The organism is Microcoleus sp. T3_D1 (assembly GCF_036700405.1).
Taxonomy (GTDB): Bacteria; Cyanobacteriota; Cyanobacteriia; order Cyanobacteriales; family Microcoleaceae; genus Microcoleus.
In genome coordinates this window covers 1-20057 of the sequence record NZ_JAUBOV010000071.1, presented here as the reverse complement: position 1 = coordinate 20057, position 20057 = coordinate 1, and the positions used below count along the sequence as shown (strand labels likewise).

The window sequence follows — 20057 nt, the reverse complement described above, 5'->3', positions numbered from 1 at the left end:
CCGGAATAGTCGCGGGAGACAACAGAGCACTCCAGTCCCCTCCGACTATTCCGGCGGCGCCGGCGCGATATATGCCTAATCGTCAAACAGCAACCGGGCACTAGATTTGGTCTTAAATTGACACTAATGCCTATAGACATATCCCCATCAAAAATGATATCAATGATGGGTGACACCCTCTAAGGGTATCGTCCGAGAGAGCAAATCAGGGGAAAACAGCATTTTTGGTCTAAAACAGAATTTTTCAAACTTGACAGCTATGGAGGAAATCCCAAACCGTGCAAACTAAGCCAGTTCAGCAAAAAAGTCAGGGACTGGGAAGGTACGTTGACGGGACTTTCCCGATGGCCCAACAACCCGCAGAGGCAGCCGTGTCCGAGAGTAAAGAGCGATTTCGGCGGTTTGTGGAGCGCTCCGCCGAGGCCGTGGCAATGGTAGATTGTGAAATGCGCTATCTGTCGGTTTCTCGTCGCTGGGAAACAGATTGGGGGTTGGGCGACGGCGAGGCGATCGGTCGATCCCATTGGGAACTGTTCCCGAATCTCCCGGAATATTGGGAGCAAAATGCCCAGGCTTGTTTGACGGGAGTTTTGGAATACAGCGAGTTTGTGGCAGGGCGATCGCTCGCATCTGTATCAGGAAAAAGCGCAAGCGGCTCTGTCAGCGAGTCGGTAAGATGGGTATTTCAGCCTTGGACAAATAGCGAAGGTGCGATCGGCGGTTTGATTTTGTTTGCATCTAAGATAGGTGAGGCTCCCGGTCAAACAAATTGCTATAATAAATTTCAGTCCGAGGTCAAAAGCAAGCAGTTAGAAACAATACCACAACTAACTCAAATTGCCCTCGAAAATGCTGCTGATACAATCTTTTTTAGTACCTCCGACGGTCAAATTTGCTACGCGAACAAAGCCGCTTGCCATCTTTTCGGCTACTCGGAATCGGAACTGCTAAACATGAGGGTTAGCGACATCGATTCGCAGTTGCCAGCATCGGATTGGCGAGAACACTGGGCTCAACTCAAGCAGCAAACCAACCTCACTTTTGAAACCAGTTACAAAACCAAAGAGGGCGCCAGTTTTTCCGTCGAAGTTAAAGTCAATTATTTAGTATACGGCGGCTGCGAATACCGCTGCGCGATCGCCCGCGACATTTCCGCTCGCCTCGCAGCAGAATCAGCGCTCGTACAGGCAAAAGAGCAACTTCAAGCCGTTTTAGACGCCGTGCCCGGATTAGTTTCTTGGGTAAGTTCCGATTTGCGCTACTTGGGAGTAAACCGACATTTAGCTAGCGCTTATAAAATGCCGTCCGAACTATTTATCGGTCAAAAAGTAGGTTTTTTAGATACAAGTCCCACATTTAACGATTTAGTATACGATTTCTTTGCCAACCATAAAAAGAAGACATCTCAAGAAGTAACAGCGAGCATCAGAGGAGAAAATAAAACTTATCTAATAGTGGCTCAAAAATACCATAACAATACGGCGGCGGTATTTGTGGGATTGGATATTACAGACAGCAAACAGTCTCTTTTAGCTTTGCAAGAATCAGAAGAACGCCTGCGACAACAAGCGGCTAAATTAGAGCAGACGCTGTTGATTTTGCAGCAAACTCAAACTCAACTGATTCAAACAGAAAAAATGTCATCTCTGGGGCAGTTGGTAGCAGGAATAGCGCACGAAATTAACAATCCAGTTAGTTTTATTTCCGGCAATGTCAGCCACGCCACGGGCTACATTCAAGAACTGCTGCGAACGATCGACCTTTACCAAAAGTATTATCCCCATCCCGTGCCGGAAATTCAAGATTTGATAGAAGAATTAGACTTAGACTTCATCAAAAAAGACTTGCCAAAACTGCTAAATTCAATGAAAGTCGGTTCCGAAAGGATTCGCGATGTCGTGCGATCGCTCCGCTTGTTCTCGCGTACCGACGAAGCCCAAATGAAGCCGGCTGATATCCACGAAGGTTTGGACAGCACTTTGCTGATATTGCAAAATCGCCTGCAAGCTAAAGGGGGACGGCCGGGGATTTCTCTAGTTAAAGAGTACGGAGATTTGCCGCGAGTTCACTGCTATCCGGGGCACTTAAACCAAGTGTTCATGCACTTGTTGACAAATGCGATCGACGCTTTGGAAGAAGGGGGGAGAAATGCCGAAAATTATGGTAAAATTCAAAATCAGTCTTACTTGTCTTCAGCCCCGTCGAGCTCGGAAATATTCAATCCCGAAATTCGGATTCGGACCTCCGTGGTAGGGGAAAACGAAGTTGCGATCGCCATTAGTGACAACGGCCCTGGCATGACTGAAGAAGTCCTCGACTGCATCTTTGACCCTTTGTTTACCACTAAATGTCCAGATACGAGCACAGGTTTGGGTCTAGCAATATCCCAGCATTTAGTAGTAGAAAAGCACGGCGGTAAGTTGCACTGTGTTTCGCGTCCGGGAGAGGGAACTGAGTTGATAATTAAAATTGCGATCGGCAACGATTAATGAGCGATTTATAACAGGCAAATAATATGGTAATCGAGTGGCTAAAATTTCAAGTACCTCCCGAAAAGTGGGAGGCATTTATTCAGCGAGATGAAGAAGTTTGGACGGCAGGATTGAGAAGTTTACCCGGTTTTTTGGGCAAGGAAACTTGGGTAGATCCGGTACAAAATGAGGTGGTGATACTGATTCGCTGGCAAACTAGAGAGTTGTGGAAGTCGGTGTCGCAAAGCACCATAGATGAGCTGGATGGCAAAATGGGCGATTTGCAAATTGCGATCTCCGAAAGTCGCGAATATCAAGTTCGCAAGTTTTTGCATTAGTTAGTAGTCCTTAGTTAGGAGTTAGGAATCAAGCGTCCAATCTTCGATCAAAAGTCCAGGAACTTGACAAAAGTCTCGTTGGTTGCGAGTGATCACCGTAGCACCGACGGATAAAGCAATGGCTGCAATCCGCATATCTTTTTGCAGGCGATTTTTCCGCAGGGGCGGGTGATCCTTTAACAGTTTCTTGAGACAAGTATCAGCTTCCGGTGTAAAGTCCAGTACCTCAATAGTTTGGAGATATTTTACAGTTGTCCAAAGTTTAGAATATAGTCCCGGTAAGTTATGCACCAGGGACGGATCGTTAATCCTGCCAACCCAGCCATTGAAGAGTTCTTGAACTGTGACAATAGTGACAGCAACCTGATGCTTTTTCGCGTTAGCGGTGACATGGGGATGATTTTAGAGAATCAGTGAAATGCAATCCGTATCCAGAATAAATCGAGACACAAAAAGCCACCTCTACAGGTAATAGGAAGGATCGACTTCTGACTCATCATCTGAGGTTCGTTCGGCGCGAATTGATTCCATAATTGCCACAAAATCGGAATCGTCTTTAAAGACACCTGCAAATTTCATCCAGGTTGGTTCTGAAGCCTGAATCGGCACGTTCCATGAAATCGCTTCAATATTTTTGAGCCGTTCTAAAAAGGTAGCTTGAATTTGTGCGATCGCCGCTTCTCGTGTTTCTGCTTTCACTTGGCAGTCAGGAAACTCTCTGACAGATGCCGCAACTTCCCCGGATGTGAGTGATTCTAGCAGCAGCGTCACCTTGAGGTTGGTGAAGGGTTCGGACTGCGGTAACTCTAGGTTGATCATGTTAATTTTTGAAAGATTAATTATGAGTTTACTTTTATTGTACCGCAGACATCGATTTGGTATTTGGTGTGAAGGGCGATCGTTATTGGTACAATCATTGCAGTGTTTGGTATTTGCTGTTAGAGGCGATCGCACCACCCCTTGCTTTCCACCTATGCAACCACAGATAACCTGGAAACTTTCGGATCTGATTTGTTGTGCTCTATGCGCTACCTAGACAGTGACAGACTTGGCAATTTTTGCCAGCAATCGCAACGCTTCATTGACAGAAGCTGAGTCTCGAAATATTTCTGCTACATCTGGATCGAGAATCACAACATTACTTGATTTCATATAGGCTTCATAGTATTTGCCACGGACACCACCTGAAAAATCGTATTCAGGTCTCATCTCGTCATTAATTGTTACTTCAGGTTCCTGACTCATAGCTTTTTCTCTCTTGTCGGGTGGCTAAACGGGCGCTGATTAAACGCACTTCACCTTCTCGTTCTGTATGGGACACAACAAAAAGGCGCTGTAAATTTGACTGACCGATAGTTAAAAGACGGAACTCACCTACAGAGTGGTTAGGGTCAGAAATTGTAATAGCCAGTGGATCTCCGAAGACAGTGACAGCTTCTTCAAAAGACACACCATGCTTTTTGGCATTACTAATCGCTTTGTTTGAGTCCCACTGAAACTTCATAGATATATTCTACTCTCAAGCAGAAGAGGGAGGTTGGCAATTGCCTAGCTTACTGCTGTATTTTACTATTTAGGGCCAAATGGCGAAAATCAAAAATGTCTATGTGACTGACTTCTAGGAACTCATAGACTCTGAGGAATGTTGAACTGCTGCTGTAGCGCTGTCATGGCTTTCTCGACTGGGATTCCTTCACCTCGATCGAAGCTTTCGAGTCCTTTGCGAATGCCGATGATAGCTTCGAGGTAGTCGATTCGTTCTAGCAGTTGTTCGTAGGTATTAAGTTGGGGGTTGGGAGTGGATTTTAGCGATCGTACCAAACTGAGAAGATCCGCAAGCAGTTCGTCAGGGGTGCTATCTATTTCTTGGATGAGGAGTTCTTTGATGGTCATCGCGGCATCTCACGAGGATTGATACTTTGAGTATAACGAGTGTCGATCGCTATGAGTTTTGATGGGCGATCGCACTCCGTACAATCATCGCAGTGTTGGGTATTTGGTGTTAGGGGCGATCGCACTTTCATTTTAGGCGATCGCTCATCAGAAAGAAGAAAGGGCGATCGCTATCTATGCAAGCATTGCACTGTTTAGTATTTGCTTTGGTGAACAGTTTTAAGGTAAACTAGAATTGCTCAAAGTTTCTGGAGTCTGACATGGAAACAATGAAACTGATCTCGCATATTGGAAGCGATGGCATATTGCTTCTCCAAATGCCCACTGAGTTTAAAGATACTTCTGTTGAAGTGGTAGTAGTTGTACAGAGTATACCATCAGAGGAAATTCAACCGAAGTATAACGCTTGGGGAAAACTGACTACTAAAAAATCAATTCAAGCAGCAATTGCGAGAATGGTACAACTGCGGCAAGAAATTGCCTTGGATAAAAGCTCAATCCGTTCCATGATTGAAGAAGGGCGCAGGTTTTAATGCAGTTTGTATTGGATTGTTCTGTAGCTATTAGTTGGTGCTTCGTCGATGAAGAGAACGATTATGCCAATGCTATACTCGCGATGATGCCAGATTGCGAAGCATTTGTACCAGGCATTTGGTCGCTAGAAGTTGCTAATACTCTCCTGGTTGCCTAGCGACGCAACCGCATGACAACCGAGCAATCTGAGATAGCTATTACTTTGTTACAATCACTTTTAATTCAGGTGGACGAAGCTACGGATAGCAGCGCACTCTCCTCAACTATAGTATTAGGAAGACAAGAACGTTTAGCTGCTTATGATGCAGCTTATGAGAGAGTTAGCACTACGATTGGAATTGCCGATCGCAACTCTTGATAATCGCTTGGCGGAAGCGGCAACTCGCTGCGGTGTGGGGTTGGTAGCTGTTGGTGGAGAAATGCCAGAGACGGGGCGATGATTATTATGCGATCGGTTATCAGAAACAACAAAGGGCGATCGGTCTTGATGCGTGTTCGGGCGATCGCGCTTCCACGTTGATCTAAACTGGAAGCTTGGTCTTGAGGTGTACAAGGTCTTCAAGCTGTTCACGAAAGACTCTAACTCGCTCAAACAAGGTTTTTCCAGTGTCTACTAAAGCTTTGGGAGGGGCACTGACTTCTAGATTGGCGATACGCCCCTTAATTGCCATCCGAGCATAGAAAAAACGCCATCTTTGCCTGTTAATCTGCACCACAAACCAGAGCAAATCGTTGAGGCTCATCTTGTACTTGGGCAACAAAACCCGAACTGAACTGCCACCGTTGCCCCTTGCCATAAATGACCAGGGCTGTAACGCTGCTTTGCCAAAAGCAGTAATCGTGATGCCGCCTTGCTCAAACACCTCCTCTGGAACAGGATCAATCAAGCTGATAATGCTGTTGGTCGAGTCACCACTACTTATATAGGGAATCGCGCCTTCAATGTAATTTTTTTCACCTATCGAGCGTCCATTCTTAATGTCGAAGTATTTGGAAAGTGTTCCATGAGTTCCATAAGGTAATTCATTACCGTCATCCTCTTCATCTGCAACCCCAAAATCTTCAAGAACAACATCAGCCAAGTCGGGCATCAAAGTCACCGCTTCAAAGATGCCGCGCATAGCTTCACTTCGTAAACGTTCAAATTCGCGTTCTGAGAGTTTAGGTTGAGGTAGCCATTGTTGTGGACTCCACTCGATATTGCTCATGGGAGAATGTCACATCCTTCTACGACTGTGACTAATTCAGAAATCACCGTTTGACCTTTCATAAAAACATGAAATTGGTTGACAATCTCATCAATCTGATTGCCTGCTCGTTCCACACGCTTACCCTTAAGCTTTTCATATCCATCATTCCAAATTCGCGCCATGAATATTTTGTCAGTTGAGGCAAGAGGTACATGAGCTTCAGCAACCATGATCGAGGTTGGTGCAGCAGTCGGGTAAAATAAGTCTTCAGGAAGGCTAATCATGGCGAGGAGTTTATGTTTGAGCAGAAAACGTTGTCGCCATGCGTTGTGATCCATATCGGCGAAAATTCCAGCATATACAACTACAGTCAATAATCCACCTGGTTCTAGTGCATCCATTGCTCGGTCAACAAATAGATACTCCGGCTCCTCGTCTTGGGAAAACGGCGGGTTTAGAAACGCTCTAGTGCATCTATGATTTACAATCGAGAATATATTTTCGTCAAAGCAGCTTTCGTTATAAATATGACTTTTACCATCTCCTCGAAAGAACATATTGAGCATCGAAAGCGCCCAAACAGTCGGATTAGTATCAAAACCAATAATTGAATCTTTGACCTTCTCAATTTCTGCAGCACTACGAGCTTGTTGCATCATGGCATCAAATGCAGCAACGAGAAAACCGCCTGTACCCGCAGCAATATCAATAATCCGATCTCGTACACTAACTCCAACTAATTCGGCACACATCCGCGTAATATGTCGTGGTGTGAAAACAATTCCCAGGGCATTGTTATCATAGCCATAACGCAAAAATGCTTCATAGAACATTCCCAAAAAATCAGCATCCGTTTGTATGACTGAGCGAACATTGAGGCGTTTTAGTGTATTGACCACTCGACCAATATAAGGAGAAAGGCGATTAAAATCTGCCCCTGATAAACGAAGAGCATCTTTGAGTCGTTGTTTATTTTGATCTGGTAATTTGTGTGCGCCCTTAATAGCACTTTCAGCTAGTGTATTAACTGATGATAACGCATTAGTAGGAGTTGTATCAATTTGTCCCTGGTACATTGCCAAAACTAAAGCACCAATCACTTTAGGACGAAGTGGAGCTTCTATTTTCGCAGTGCGTAGAATACGACTTGTTTCAATTGCTGCATCAACAAACTCAGCTTGTGATGGTACACTAACTTTTGTTGAGCCATTATCTGTTTTCAGCGCAATTTCAATTTCTGCTTTGGTTGGAAAAGTAGTTAGGGCGAAGCCATGTGAAGTGAGAGAAATCCATCCCTGATGAGTCAAAAAAGAAACACTTATCTCAAACCCTTTATCTTCTTCTCCCGCAGCACCAACCGCTACTTTGATACTGTATTTACCTGTTGCATTGATTTTTTCAGCGTAATCCTCTGCTTCCTTTTGTGCTTGTTTTAGTTTACCTGCTTCGTTTTTTGCCTCGATAATAATCGTGGGATCACTTACCAAACAGAAAAGAAAGTCCGGGCGTTCGCCTTGAAGACCAATATTATGGAAATAAGCCTCGATTTCTTGCTCCTCTAAAACATCTCCTCCGCTACTAACGTGACGCAGATCCCAACCACGACGTTCAGCTTCACGCCGAACATAATAACGACAACGATTTTCCGATCTTCGATTTTGTTTTGGAGCCATGCACTGTTAACAAGCTAACTATTAATGAGAACGCAACTGCGCTCTCACACACTGTTACAAGGTATAAAACTGCAAGCGTTAAATATCTCAATTTACGCTTTAATACTTCTCCTATTTTCCTTGGGAATCAAAGCTTTGTCTAGCCAAAAATGCTGGATTTTGTTGGCAATGTTGTTAGCTACTCCAACTCGCCCCATGTAAAAAATGTTAGAATATGCCAGAAAATGTTGGAAAATGTTAGGTATAATACGGAAAATCACAACATCCACGATATTGCATGAATCTTAAGGAAGTGTTACAAATGGCTGACGAGATGGTATTTGCCAAAACTGGTCAGCACCTCGATAACTTACAAGAGGCCATTCTGCGAGGAACCATGCAAGGTGATAAATATACCAAAATTGCCGAGGATATTCACTTTAACGAGAGTTATGTTAGGCAAGCTGGTTCGCAATTATGGCAGATACTTTCAGCAGAGTTGGGGGAAGATGTTAGTAAATCAAATTTACGCTCGGCAATGGAGAGATTGCAAATATCCATATTTTCCAAAAATTTTGCACTACAACAAGACTGCGTACAAATAAGTTGTTGCGTTAATTCTTATGGAGAAGGAAGACACCCGCCAAATACCCCAAACTCCAACCCACCAAATCAGGAAACATCTAATTCAAAACAAACTAAAACTCTACATCAAGATTTAAGCGAAATGCCGGAGTTGGGTAATTTCTTCGATCGCACCCCCTCTCTTAACACCCTCACAACCTGGATTCTACAACAAAACTGCCGCCTCATCACCCTCACTGGTATCAGCGGCATCGGCAAAACATCCCTAGCAGTACAACTCGTACAACAAATAAAAGACGAGTTTGAGTACGCAGTTTGGTGCACCCTAGACGAATTCCCCACCATCGATAAATTTCAATCTAACCTAACACAGCTTTTTTCCCAGTCAGAAAACCCTGATTCATCCCCAACAAACCACAAACGCTTACCGCTGATTAAGTATTTACAAAACCATCGCTGTTTAGTAGTCTTGGATGACGTTCACAACCTTTTCTGTAGCGGCGAATTGGCAGGAAAGTATAAACCACACTACGAAGAATATCGCTCCCTATTCAAACAAATAGAAAAATTATCCCATCAAAGTTGCTTTCTGCTAGTCGGTTGGGAACCACCGAAAGAAGTTCCTCAACTCACAAGTGAAAATACTCCCATTCGTACTTTACAACTCACTGGTTTAGACACCGCGGCCGCACGAGAAATTCTCAGAGATAAAGGATTAGTAGAAAGCGATAACTGCGAAGCACTCATTCACCGCTACCAAGGCAACCCGTTATGGTTAAAAAGCGTGGCGACTTTGATTCAAGAGTTGGGAATCGGTGCGAGTGAGGTATTAATAGATGATACCATATTGTTACCCGAAGATTTGAAAGATGTTTTACAGCAGCAGTACGATCGCACTTCCGAACTCGAAAAACAAGTCATGTCATTGTTGGCGACAGAAAACCAGCCAGTCAACTTCGCCAACTTGCTACAAAATGCACAAATATCATCATCCGATTTGTTAAACGCCTTGCAATCTCTATCGCGGCGCTGCTTGATTGAAAAAGAAGCAAGTCTTTACACTTTGTCACCTGTACTGAAGCAGTATATCAAAACTAGACGATCGCACTTAACAAACATCGACAGTGAATAAACATTTCAAACAACACCGCTTGTCAACTCTTGTTTCCTCAAATTCGGCAACAATGCCAAAACATCCAAATACCACCACCAACGCTGAGGTGTAATCTCCTCTAATTTGCGCTTCTGCATTAAATCCACAAATCTCGACAACTCCTCATAAAACTCATTTGCTTGTTCAACTAACCGTCGATCGGCATTTGCTAATAAACCTTTCTCTTCCTCACTCAGTTGAGATTCTACTTTTGCCAACTCATCTCTAAGTTGCAACATTTCTAAATGTTCAGCCCCACTCACATCAGGAAATTCAACCATTACACAATAGTTCTTTACCAAAGTATTCATAACAAATCCTTAACTAAACCTACATAAATAAACATTGAATTAGCCAGGTAGCTTTCCGGTTCCTTTGGAGGAAAAGCCGTTTCTAAAACTCCATCCAAGCCCATCATTACCAGCCCTATTGTGTTATTTACACTGCTGGTAACTGTCGGATAAAACGTTTCTCCGTAGACATACACATAAACTTTAGCATCAGCATCCCTGACAATTAAACTGATAACTCCATTATATTCTTCAAGGGTCGCATCCGGCCCTAAATGACCTAAATTAATCCTTTTGAGTAAATGAGACATTGCTTTTCCTGGTTTCCAGAAAATTCCGTCTCTCACCCGCTCAATTGCCTGCACAATCTCTAATTGCCTACCTTCATCAAAAATCAACTTTAACCTTGCCTGAAAAAAAGTTAACTGCAAACAAACATATTATAACCTATAATAGTTAACTGTTAACAGTCTGTGCTATCATAGAATACCAAACTTATTGAGTCGAGTTATATGACCACAATAACTACAGTCACAACAGCCTCAAAACTCGCTGATTACTACATCTGGTTTGCGAATGATGTAGGCTCCTATCTCAGCAACCACAAGCTACAAAAACTATTGTACTACGCCCAAGCATGGTATTTAGCCTTTGAAGATACACCGCTTTTTGATGAAGATTTTGAAGCTTGGGTGCACGGGCCGACTATCCCGGCTTTATTTTATGAATACAAAGAACAATTTGACTGGAAGCCCATTCTGAAAGAAGTCGAAAAACCCGAATTTCCCGAAGAAGTACAAGAGTTTTTAGACGAGTTATCCGACGAGTATTTCTTCCTGGACGCTTATGAGTTAGAATTGATGGTGCGCCGTGAAGACCCTTGGATTAAGGCTAGAGGGAATTTGCCAAAAGATGAACCTTCTCGTGCTATTATTACCAAGGAATTAATGAGAGAATTTTACAAAACCCGTGTCATCGAAGAAAATTAAGAAAGCAGATATACGCCGCCAGGAATCTTTATCTAGCATCAATCGTCTCGATGTAAAAATACCGGAAGGAGTTAGTTTTTCTTTCAGGTATTATCAGGATGACAAAGATAAGTTTTCAATTGGCGGTAGAGATGCTAAGTATCTAGCATCTTTACTGAGAAGGCTGCGCGATTTGTCACAATTGAACGCTCTAGAAATTATCAATAATCAAAGTAAAAGCCTGCGCTGTCATGGCATAGTTTGGAAAAATACTACTGAACCTAATGGCTTTGGGATTCCCAATGAAGATATCCTAATCAATATCCCCTACCAGTTTCAAATATCTGCTAATGAATACGGCAGGGTGCATGGCTTTTTTAGTGAAAATGTTTTTTATATTGTCTGGCTAGATCCAGACCACAATCTTTATAGTTGAAATTATGATAAATTTTGAAAAAAACACAATATTCCAGATTCCCGACAACTTCGGCGAAGTTTGAAATCTAAAAAAAGAGCGTTACTCATCAGTCATTTTCAGGACTTACGCATCAAAGCCAAAGAAACCGGGTTTTTCATCGAATCTGTGGCTGCGACAAAATATTCTCGCAAAAAACCCGGTTTCTGGGTGCCCGTGCTAAGTCCTAATTTTAAGAAAGTTTTGCATAGAGAGCTGAAATAAAATTAACGCTTAAAAAGCCTACTCCTAGTACGAGAATGATAAAGATGCCGATACTGAAAATAGACTTTAGCCGATCGCCAATTCCGGGTTTTTCTGAGTTCATTGGTCAATTTTTGCAGTAAATTTGAGAGGAGGAATTGAGAAAGAGTAGATTATACCAATGGGCGAACAAAAAGGCAACTCCCGACAACCTCCAAACGACGATCGCCCTGAGTAGGTCGCATTTTTTTAACTTTTAATCTAAAATCTAAAATCTAAAATAGTCTTAGGCATTTTTCGGTTAGCCCGGACAGCTATTGTCGATCGCCCGAACCCGATGGCCCTAACTCCTGTAAAATAGAGGGCGCGTTGGGGCGAACCTTTTAACAGCCGGAATTGGGCGCGATCGCCACAGGCTCCCAAATACATAATAATATGGCAGTCATCCTTAACTTACTCACAAAGGTAAAAATAGAAGAGTGCCAAGAAATAATCTAAAACATATAACTGAAAAAAGGATAGAAATCGATGCTCCACCCAGTCTCGCAACCTTACCCACAACGAGCAAATACTATGACCCAAAGAGCCGTGCGGAAGCCAAAACCCTCTGTTGCAAACCACTTGAGACCAAGTTTTCCTCAAAGGCACTGGCTGGAGATGGCAGAGTACGCCTCTCTGGCGGCCTCTGGTGTGGGTTCCCTGGCGGTGGCAGTGTCGGGTCAAGCTTTTTACGGGGTTGCTCCCCTAACTTTGGCTTTGTCGCTGAATGTTGCTAACCGGTATCGGTTCGAGCAGCAAGTGCGGGTGCATCAAAATTCGGAAATGGCCCAAGTCCAAAAGTCTGTCAATAAAGTCGAAAAAACGGCGGTGACGGTAATTGTTAAATTACGCAGGCAGTTGTCTGCAGATATTGCAGCGCTGCGCCAGCAAATGGCTGCACTGCCTAGGGCTGATGGCTTTGAGGAGTCAATAGACATCCAGCGGCAGTTGCTGAGTTTAGGAGAGTCGGTAGCTTCTTTGCAAGAAATCGTGGCGTCTGCTGTGCTCGATGTCCGCCAGCAGGTGAGCGAACAAGTGCAAGATTTATCGGTTGGCCAACGGGCGAATCTCCAAGCTGTGGAACAGGCTATAGAGCAACTGCAAAGTGCGACGCAAGGCTTGGCAGAAACTTCTATCAGCCGAGATGACTGGGAAGTAGTAAATACTAGATTTTTGGAAATCCAAAAAGTCATGGCCAATTTGCAAAGCCAACTGCAAGCTCCCGCACACCAATCGACGGCAGATTTGTCGATTGTCCAAGCTCAAATCCACCGTTTGGAACACGAGCAGCAAGAAGTTGTCAAACCTCACCTCAAGCGCTTAATCTCGGTTGTCAAGGAGTTGCAGCACACACCAGAGAACCGTCAGTAGTCATTAGTCATCAGTCATTAGTCCTTAGTCAGCAGTCATTAGTCATCAGTCATTAGTCAACAGTCATCAGTCAGAAGGAATACTTTTTCCATCGGACACTCAGACACTCTGTGACTCTCGCCCGATCGAGTCCTACTTTTTCGACAACTGTGTTAAAAGATTAAAAGCTAATCTGTCTAGTTCAACTGTTTTCAACCTGTTACAAGAAAATTAAATGACTGCAACCGTAACTATTGCTGATAACCCGTTACTAATCGGTCAAGGATTGCCCCCATTTGACGCGATCGAACCCGAACACGTAGTCCCCGCTGTTACCCAACTGCTGACCGAACTAGAAGCCTCGCTAGCTGACTTAGAATCGTCTGTAGAACCGACTTGGAGCGGCTTAGTAGAACCATTGCAGCGACTCGGAGAGCGTTTAAATTGGAGCTGGAGCATTGTCGGACATTTGATGGGGGTGAAAAATAGCCCGGAACTGCGATCGGCTCACGAAACAGTGCAGCCGGAAGTAGTAAAATTTTGGAGCAAGCTCAGTCAAAGCAAACCGCTTTATGAAGCTTTTAAAGCGCTGCGGGCTAGTGAAAATTGGGACAGCTTAGAGTCAGCTCAAAAGCGAATTGTCGAAGCCGCTCTCCGAGACGCCCAACTCTCCGGCGTCGGTTTAGAAGGCGAGCAAAAAGAGCGTTTTAATGCCATTCAATTAGAATTGGCCGAAATTACTACCCAATTTTCCAATCACGTCCTCGACGCTACCAAAGCATTCAGCATCACCCTCACAAACAAAGACGAAATTGACGGTTTGCCGCCGAGTTTGTTGAGTTTAGCAGCTCAAGCCGCTCGCAGCGCCGGCGAAGAAAATGCGGATGCCGAAAACGGCCCTTGGCGGATTACTTTAGACTTTCCGAGTTACGGCCCTTTCATGCAGCACAGCACCCGCCGCGAGTTGCGCGAAAAGTTGTACAAAGCTTTTATCGGCAGAGCAAGTAGCGGAGAATTGAATAACTGGCCGTTAACCGATCGCATTTTAGCTTTGCGCCAGGAAAAAGCTGCTTTGCTGGGGTTTAGCAGTTATGCCGAATTGAGTCTGGCGAGCAAAATGGCTCCCGACGTTACAGCAGTGGAAGCTTTGTTAGAAGAATTGCGCTTAGCTAGTTACAGTGCTGCTGTCAAAGATTTAGAAGATTTGAAAGCTTTTGCTGCCGAAAAAGGCGCGCCGGAAGCTGGGGATTTGAAGCACTGGGATGTAGGTTTTTGGTCGGAACGGCGCAGGGAAGAAAAGTTTGCTTTTAGTGCCGAAGAATTGCGGCCTTATTTTGCTTTGCCACAGGTATTAGAGGGGTTATTTGGATTAGTAAAGCGGCTGTTCGGCGTGACAGTAACTGCGGCGGACGGTCAAACTCCTGTGTGGCACAAAGATGTGCGCTATTTCCAAATAGATGATGAAGCAGGAAATACGATCGCCAATTTCTATTTAGACCCCTACAGCCGCCCCGAAGAAAAGCGCGGCGGTGCTTGGATGGACGAGTGCGTGGTGCGCGCTAAATTTGTCGAAGCGGGAAAAACAACCACGCGGTTGCCGGTGGCTTATTTGGTGTGCAACCAAAGTCCTCCGGTTGACGGCAAACCGAGTTTAATGACTTTCTTGGAAGTCGAAACTTTGTTTCACGAATTCGGTCACGGTTTGCAGCATATGCTGACAACGGTAGACTATCCGGGGGCTTCGGGCATCAATAATGTTGAGTGGGATGCGGTGGAATTGCCCAGTCAATTTATGGAAAATTGGTGTTACGACCGCGCGACTTTGTTCGGGATGGCAAAGCATTACGAAACCGGGGAAACTTTGCCGGAACACTATTACCAAAAACTGCTAGCAGCGCGCCACTACATGAGCGGCACCGTCATGCTCAGGCAAGTACATTTTAGCAGCGTTGACATCGAATTGCACCACCGCTATCGATCGGGTGGCAGCGAAACTGTGGCCGATGTCCGCAACCGCATCGCTAAAACTACGACAGTTTTGCCTCCTCTGGAAGAAGACGCATTTTTGTGCGCTTTCGGACACATTTTTGCGGGTGGCTATGCGGCGGGGTATTACAGTTATAAATGGGCGGAAGTGCTCAGCGCTGATGCTTTTGCGGCGTTTGAGGAAGCGGGTTTGGAAGATGAAAGTGCGATCGCCTCTACAGGTAAGCGCTTCCGAGATACAGTGTTAGGATTGGGCGGCAGTTTGCACCCGATGAAAGTGTTTAAAACTTTCCGGGGACGCGAACCGAGCACTAAAGCTTTGTTGAGGCACAGCGGTTTAGTTGCCGCTTAATTTAAGTGTGCAATTAGTGGGGATTAATGCGGGTGAATTTATCGGCATTAATCCCAGTTTTTTGTTGAACAAGATTTAGGCATATCCTGTATGTGTAGGGTGCGGTGTGGATGAAGTCTTACCGCTATAATTCATATCAAATCCGGTAGCATCGTAATTATATCTCTCTGTTCTCTTCCTCTGTGTTCTCTGTGTCCTCTGCGGTTTAATCATTCCAATTCAACCGGAATTCATATCATGCGTCAAACCACTTTTTGCCTAACTTGTGCTGAATTCAAAATGTTTGTAGTAAAAACTAAAAGGTTCAGATTTTTATACTAATTCCCCCCATTCTTGCTAGCTATAATCCTGCTATCATCTGTAGGGAAACGGCAATGCCGTGTCCGGCGCGGGACTCGACAAAATTTCATAATAGTTATAAAATTGAGAATTCTAGCAACACTTTTTTATTGGTATTAATAGGACTAAAGTCCTCACTACAAACCAATTTTATTGTAGAAAATCATGCAATAAACATCTGTAGTTTGGCACATCATCCCCAATATTTTTGTGGAAAATCGGGCAAAAAGTGCGTTAGCGAAGCCCTCGAAGAGGATCGCCAGCAGCTTTTAGTTTAGGTTTAATGCTCATCAAACTAGCATTTGTGAATATTTGTTGTCATTGATCACTGATTATACTTAACTTTCCCTCTCCCTGAAATTAACTTTATATTTCGCAACATTGACGGACTCTTTTCTCGATACAGCTAATGCTTTTATTTGCAACTAAAAATCGACGCTTTTACCAAATCTTTAAGATAGAGCTACAACAGCGAGTCTTTTTTGAATTTTTGATAAAGAACGGCGTACTGGGTGTCAAAAGGGTAAAAATTTTAGGTAGAAACTAAAAAACTTAGTTGAGATTAATTTGAGGATTATCAGAAAAAATCGTTGTATATTATATGATAAAAAGTAAGGATTGATAGTTAGTCGTTCACCCATAGATTAAGATTTTCATGGATATTCAATTAATTAATATCGGTTTTGGTAACATTGTGTCTGCTAATCGAGTGATTGCCATTGTCAGTCCAGAGTCAGCGCCAATTAAGCGGATTATTACTGATGCGCGGGAGCGGGGACAACTGGTTGACGCTACTTACGGGCGCCGCACGAGAGCGGTAATTATTACAGATTCGAGTCACGTCATCCTCTCGGCGATTCAGCCGGAAACGGTTGCTAATCGTTTTGTGGTGAGCAAAGACGGTCAAAGTCGGGATGATTGAGGTTTGTCAGTTGCAATTTGAGCGCTTACAGTCTAAAGTAAGCGAAAACTTGAATTGTTACAGGTTATCTATTCTAAAAATGAAATCTGGTAAATTAATTGTTCTGACGGGGCCTAGCGGTGTGGGGAAAGGCACCTTAGTACGATCGCTCCTCAATCGCCATTCCGAATTATATCTTTCGGTATCGGTGACAACTCGATCGCCCCGTGAGGGAGAAATTGAGGGACAGCACTACTATTTTGTCAGCCGCAGCCGCTTTGAACAAATGGTTGAGGCTGGAGAGTTGGCGGAATGGGCCGAGTTTGCCGGTAATTTTTACGGTACTCCTTATTTTGGTCTCAAGCAAGGAATTGGTGAGGGAAAATGGGTATTGCTCGAAATTGAGCTCGAAGGGGCTAGGCAAATTAGAAATAAGTTTCCAGAGGCGCTGCGAATTTTTATTTTACCTCCTTCTTGGGAAGAATTGGAGCGGCGGCTGCGGAGTCGGGGTCAAGATTCCGAAAGTGCGATCGCCCGTCGGTTGCTGCGGGCTAAAGAGGAAATTGAAGCTGCGGGGGAATTCGATTTCCAAGTTGTTAATGACGATTTGGAAGTTGCTTTGAAAAAGCTAGAATCAATACTTAATTTGGAGTAATTTTTAGGTGGGGATGAGTGAATTTTGAAGTTTTATTGAGACTAATGCCCAACAGCACGACACGGAAGTCACGGATACACTGATAGTTGTTTTTTCTTCTCACTTCTGAATCACCATTAAGAATTAATCCGTGTATCCGTGTCAAAATCAGTGTCGTGCATTCCTTGTTCCTTCAATCTTACCCATTTCTCCGTTCTGGCTAAAACTTCGCTACTTTGTTTGATAGCAACACAAACTTTTAAATTCAATTCCAGAATATTCAATGAAGGCGAAATTTTTCTCAATGGTTCAATTTCGCGAGCAGAACAGCCCAACATTTCCATATAAGCTAGCGTCCAGCCAATAGCTGCAATGTCCCCTACATTGCCTTCTCCGGCGCAAAGGTAACAATCCAATTCGCCCTCCGGCCGACACTCAGGACAAACCCAATTGCCCAGTTGTGAATGGAGCAGATTTGTGCGGGAGGCGGCTGCAATTGTTAATGCTTTAATATGATTTTGAACTACTTGTTTAAAACCTCGGTTTTGGTCGCTGCGGTGGTCGGAATTACCGTGCGATCGCCCGATTGCTACTGCTTCCTGTTGTGGCGAAGCAAGAGAGGCTGTTTGGTTCTCCCTGGTTATTCTAGATTCGCCTAGGTTCGCAGTTAGCTGAATACCATAGTCTTTCGACTCTTCAGTCTGAGAGTGGTTGAGTGCGCTGGAGGAATCGGGTTCGGAAGTTGTGAAGGATTGTTCTATGCGATCGGCAAAATCTTGCATTGAGAGGTGATGTTCGATCGCCAAAGACCAAGTTCTTTTATGTCGGAGGTCGCCATATTTTCTGGCTTCTTCCTCAGTAATGCCGATCGCCGCAGCCTCTTGGCGCAGCACATTCATCGAAGTCATTGTATCTGATATCATTAGTTTGTTTGCAGTTAAAATTACGATCGCCCGTTCAGCCTACAAATAAATTACCTTAGATATACTACAATAGTCCGGACTATTTTGATATCCTAATCGGAAACCCTTGATTTTCCGTTATGAAGGAGATTGCATAATCGCCCTGAAACCCTTATTTTACGGTTGGCAATCACACACTGTCCGAAGTATTGATAGTAGCCTAAATCTAAAATCTAAAATCTAAAATCTAAAATTGGATGACTTCAATTCTTCCCGATACAGCTTTATCTGTTGCCGGACTAACATCATACCTGCAAGACTTGTTGCAGGGCGATCGCTATTTGCGATCGGTTTGGCTGACAGGCGAGGTGACTAACGTTTCGCCATACCCGACAGCCTGCTATTTTACTCTGTCCGATCCTGACAAAAGTGCTGCGATTCGCTGCGTGGCTTGGAACAATCAGGGGCAAAAATTGGTGCAAATCCCAGTAAAAGGGGAACAGTTGCTCGTTTTGGGAAGCATCCGGGTTTACAACAAGCGTGGTGAGTACCAGTTGACTGTTGTGCAATCGCTACCGGCTGGGGAAGGATTGCAGGCTTTGCGGTTGCAGCAATTGCGATCGCGCTTGGATGCTGAGGGTTTCTTCGATCCCGCCAGAAAGCGCCCGATTCCGGCACACCCGCAAATTGTCGCCGTTGTAGCTTCCGATAGCAGCGCTGCTTGGGGAGACATTCAGCGGACTCTAGCCCAAAGATATCCGGGTTTGCGGGTGTTGCTGTCGCACACAAAGGTGGAGGGAGAATCGGCTGTTGCGGAAATTGTCAGGGCGATCGCCCGTGTAGAATGGGACGGTAGGGCTGAGGTGATAATTTTAGCCCGTGGCGGCGGTTCTGCGGATAGTTTGGCTTGTTTTAATGATGAGAGAGTTGTCAGGGCGATCGCGAATTGTGCGATTCCAATTATTACAGGCATCGGGCACGAAAGAGACGAATCTCTCGCCGATTTAGTAGCCGATAAACGAGCCCACACTCCGACTGCAGCGGCCGCTCAAGCTGTACCAATTTTAGCAGATCTTTACTTTGAACACAAGCAGCGAATGGTCAATTTAGCAAACGCTGTGCGGGCAAGATTTCAGACAGAAGAAGAGCATTTGCAACTGTTACAAAATCGATTAAAACGTTTGCCTGCGACATCCCGAACTTTGCGGCAAGCAACTGGTAAACTGGAAGTATTGCAAGAAAAGTTATCCGCCCTGAATCCGGCGGCGGTATTGCAAAGGGGTTATGCGGCGGTAATCCAAAGTGACGGTACGATCGTCCGCACAACTGACGGTTTGGAATTGGGAGAGGAATTGACTGTGAGGTTGAGTCGGGGCCGGCTGAAAGTTAAGATTGTAGAAGTATTGGATGCGGAAGACAAGTTATGATTGATTCGCAGTTGCGCCAGTCTGACTGGAATTATGAGGAAACGGTCGATCGAATTGAAGCGATTATCGATCGGGTGGAATCGGGAGAGTTGCCTCTAGAGGAGGTTTTCGAGCAGTTTGGGGTGGCTGTGGAGTGTTTGCAGGAGTGCGAAAGCTTTTTGGCGCGGGGGAAGGAACAGATGGATTTGTCGATCGAGCTTTTGGCGGCAGAACCAGATTTTTAAGCGCAGGTGAACGGGGATTAACGCGGATAAATGTAGGTGAAATAGCAGGTGAAACCGAAAGTCCGACAGGGAATTAATTCCCTGTCTCATAGCGAAAGTCCTCCTAAGAAACTCAATCTAACTGCGGAGTTTTAGCAACTAGCTCAAACCCAAAAGACTCCGCAGTTTTCG

General features: G+C 44.5%; 26 protein-coding genes. 15 read left to right on the top strand and 11 right to left on the bottom strand.

Translation table 11 applies throughout. The annotated features are described in order from the left end of the window. Positions 1 to 278 precede the first annotated feature (278 nt). Positions 279 to 2489 (top strand): PAS domain S-box protein, encoded by a 2211-nt coding sequence (locus QT992_RS25415; RefSeq protein ID WP_333341166.1) that lies wholly within the window; start codon positions 279 to 281, stop codon positions 2487 to 2489. 26 nt (positions 2490 to 2515) lie between these two features. Next, positions 2516 to 2809 carry a TIGR03792 family protein gene (locus QT992_RS25410; RefSeq protein WP_333341163.1) on the top strand — a complete coding sequence of 98 codons (294 nt, stop codon included), beginning with the start codon at positions 2516 to 2518 and terminating at the stop codon, positions 2807 to 2809. A gap of 21 nt (positions 2810 to 2830) precedes the next feature. Here QT992_RS25410 and QT992_RS25405 read toward each other — a convergent pair whose 3' ends face one another. The 5 genes from QT992_RS25405 to QT992_RS25385 form a co-directional block, all read right to left on the bottom strand. Continuing rightward, the gene (locus QT992_RS25405; protein WP_333341161.1) at positions 2831 to 3100 is read right to left on the bottom strand and encodes a hypothetical protein; all 270 of its coding nucleotides are present in this window, start codon (positions 3098 to 3100) and stop codon (positions 2831 to 2833) included. A 171-nt stretch (positions 3101 to 3271) separates the two neighbouring features. Then, positions 3272 to 3628: a hypothetical protein gene (locus QT992_RS25400; RefSeq protein WP_333341159.1), complete on the bottom strand. Its 357-nt coding sequence runs from the start codon at positions 3626 to 3628 to the stop codon at positions 3272 to 3274. 213 nt (positions 3629 to 3841) lie between these two features. Then, on the bottom strand, positions 3842 to 4054 hold the full coding sequence (locus QT992_RS25395) for a hypothetical protein (RefSeq protein ID WP_106147613.1): 213 nt from the start codon (positions 4052 to 4054) through the stop codon (positions 3842 to 3844). Next, positions 4038 to 4313: a BrnT family toxin gene (locus QT992_RS25390; RefSeq protein WP_194011534.1), complete on the bottom strand. Its 276-nt coding sequence runs from the start codon at positions 4311 to 4313 to the stop codon at positions 4038 to 4040. The genes QT992_RS25395 and QT992_RS25390 overlap by 17 nt, the downstream gene beginning before the upstream one ends. A 122-nt stretch (positions 4314 to 4435) precedes the next feature. Then, positions 4436 to 4702 (bottom strand): prevent-host-death family protein, encoded by a 267-nt coding sequence (locus tag QT992_RS25385; protein ID WP_194011533.1) that lies wholly within the window; start codon positions 4700 to 4702, stop codon positions 4436 to 4438. 39 nt (positions 4703 to 4741) lie between these two features. Here QT992_RS25385 and QT992_RS25380 point away from each other — a divergent pair, with 39 nt between their 5' ends. From QT992_RS25380 to QT992_RS25365, 4 genes are all read left to right on the top strand, one after another. Continuing rightward, positions 4742 to 4900, top strand: a complete 159-nt coding sequence (locus QT992_RS25380) for a hypothetical protein (protein ID WP_333314412.1) — start codon at positions 4742 to 4744, stop codon at positions 4898 to 4900. A 71-nt stretch (positions 4901 to 4971) separates the two neighbouring features. Further along, positions 4972 to 5235 carry a hypothetical protein gene (locus QT992_RS25375; protein WP_333314414.1) on the top strand — a complete coding sequence of 88 codons (264 nt, stop codon included), beginning with the start codon at positions 4972 to 4974 and terminating at the stop codon, positions 5233 to 5235. Then, positions 5235 to 5393, top strand: a complete 159-nt coding sequence (locus QT992_RS25370) for a type II toxin-antitoxin system VapC family toxin (protein WP_333314415.1) — start codon at positions 5235 to 5237, stop codon at positions 5391 to 5393. Before QT992_RS25375 ends, QT992_RS25370 begins: the two co-directional genes overlap by 1 nt. Positions 5394 to 5405: 12 nt before the next feature. Continuing rightward, a complete protein-coding gene (locus QT992_RS25365; protein WP_333314416.1) occupies positions 5406 to 5594 on the top strand; it encodes a hypothetical protein in 189 nt (62 codons plus the stop codon). 163 nt (positions 5595 to 5757) lie between these two features. Here QT992_RS25365 and QT992_RS25360 read toward each other — a convergent pair whose 3' ends face one another. Further along, positions 5758 to 6444, bottom strand: coding sequence for a hypothetical protein (locus QT992_RS25360; protein ID WP_194011529.1), 687 nt, complete (start codon positions 6442 to 6444; stop codon positions 5758 to 5760). Further along, the gene (locus QT992_RS25355; protein ID WP_333314418.1) at positions 6441 to 8099 is read right to left on the bottom strand and encodes an N-6 DNA methylase; all 1659 of its coding nucleotides are present in this window, start codon (positions 8097 to 8099) and stop codon (positions 6441 to 6443) included. The genes QT992_RS25360 and QT992_RS25355 overlap by 4 nt, the downstream gene beginning before the upstream one ends. Before the next feature lie 277 nt (positions 8100 to 8376). Here QT992_RS25355 and QT992_RS25350 point away from each other — a divergent pair, with 277 nt between their 5' ends. Continuing rightward, a complete protein-coding gene (locus QT992_RS25350) occupies positions 8377 to 9795 on the top strand; it encodes an NB-ARC domain-containing protein (protein WP_333314419.1) in 1419 nt (472 codons plus the stop codon). A 5-nt stretch (positions 9796 to 9800) separates the two neighbouring features. Here the strand turns inward: QT992_RS25350 and QT992_RS25345 are convergent, their stop codons facing one another. Beyond that, positions 9801 to 10127 (bottom strand): hypothetical protein, encoded by a 327-nt coding sequence (locus QT992_RS25345; RefSeq protein WP_333314421.1) that lies wholly within the window; start codon positions 10125 to 10127, stop codon positions 9801 to 9803. Next, positions 10124 to 10537: a hypothetical protein gene (locus QT992_RS25340; RefSeq protein WP_333314422.1), complete on the bottom strand. Its 414-nt coding sequence runs from the start codon at positions 10535 to 10537 to the stop codon at positions 10124 to 10126. The genes QT992_RS25345 and QT992_RS25340 overlap by 4 nt, the downstream gene beginning before the upstream one ends. An 81-nt stretch (positions 10538 to 10618) precedes the next feature. Here QT992_RS25340 and QT992_RS25335 point away from each other — a divergent pair, with 81 nt between their 5' ends. Both QT992_RS25335 and QT992_RS25330 read left to right on the top strand, forming a co-directional pair. Beyond that, positions 10619 to 11095, top strand: a complete 477-nt coding sequence (locus tag QT992_RS25335) for a type II toxin-antitoxin system antitoxin SocA domain-containing protein (RefSeq protein WP_333314423.1) — start codon at positions 10619 to 10621, stop codon at positions 11093 to 11095. After that, entirely contained in the window at positions 11076 to 11510 is a 435-nt protein-coding gene (locus tag QT992_RS25330; protein WP_333314425.1) for a hypothetical protein, read from the top strand. The genes QT992_RS25335 and QT992_RS25330 overlap by 20 nt, the downstream gene beginning before the upstream one ends. Positions 11511 to 11721: 211 nt before the next feature. On the opposite strand, the gene QT992_RS25325 is transcribed toward QT992_RS25330, so the two are convergent. Next, positions 11722 to 11856, bottom strand: a complete 135-nt coding sequence (locus QT992_RS25325) for a hypothetical protein (protein WP_333309027.1) — start codon at positions 11854 to 11856, stop codon at positions 11722 to 11724. A gap of 449 nt (positions 11857 to 12305) precedes the next feature. Between QT992_RS25325 and QT992_RS25320 the strand changes: the two genes are divergently transcribed. The 4 genes from QT992_RS25320 to gmk all read left to right on the top strand — a co-directional run bounded on the left by QT992_RS25320 (position 12306) and on the right by gmk (position 17354). After that, positions 12306 to 13142: a hypothetical protein gene (locus QT992_RS25320; protein ID WP_333314426.1), complete on the top strand. Its 837-nt coding sequence runs from the start codon at positions 12306 to 12308 to the stop codon at positions 13140 to 13142. 214 nt (positions 13143 to 13356) lie between these two features. Then, positions 13357 to 15459, top strand: coding sequence for a M3 family metallopeptidase (locus tag QT992_RS25315; protein WP_333341152.1), 2103 nt, complete (start codon positions 13357 to 13359; stop codon positions 15457 to 15459). Between the two features lie 994 nt (positions 15460 to 16453). Next, the gene (gene remA / locus QT992_RS25310) at positions 16454 to 16720 is read left to right on the top strand and encodes an extracellular matrix/biofilm regulator RemA (protein ID WP_236503792.1); all 267 of its coding nucleotides are present in this window, start codon (positions 16454 to 16456) and stop codon (positions 16718 to 16720) included. A 79-nt stretch (positions 16721 to 16799) separates the two neighbouring features. Beyond that, positions 16800 to 17354, top strand: coding sequence for a guanylate kinase (gmk, locus tag QT992_RS25305; RefSeq protein WP_333378014.1), 555 nt, complete (start codon positions 16800 to 16802; stop codon positions 17352 to 17354). 116 nt (positions 17355 to 17470) lie between these two features. Here gmk and QT992_RS25300 read toward each other — a convergent pair whose 3' ends face one another. Then, positions 17471 to 18256 carry a hypothetical protein gene (locus QT992_RS25300; protein ID WP_333378011.1) on the bottom strand — a complete coding sequence of 262 codons (786 nt, stop codon included), beginning with the start codon at positions 18254 to 18256 and terminating at the stop codon, positions 17471 to 17473. 236 nt (positions 18257 to 18492) lie between these two features. Between QT992_RS25300 and xseA the strand changes: the two genes are divergently transcribed. Together xseA and xseB are read left to right on the top strand one after the other, a co-directional pair. Beyond that, positions 18493 to 19662 carry an exodeoxyribonuclease VII large subunit gene (gene xseA, locus QT992_RS25295; RefSeq protein ID WP_333314430.1) on the top strand — a complete coding sequence of 390 codons (1170 nt, stop codon included), beginning with the start codon at positions 18493 to 18495 and terminating at the stop codon, positions 19660 to 19662. Then, a complete protein-coding gene (gene xseB / locus QT992_RS25290; RefSeq protein ID WP_333314432.1) occupies positions 19659 to 19886 on the top strand; it encodes an exodeoxyribonuclease VII small subunit in 228 nt (75 codons plus the stop codon). The genes xseA and xseB overlap by 4 nt, the downstream gene beginning before the upstream one ends. Positions 19887 to 20057 lie beyond the last annotated feature (171 nt).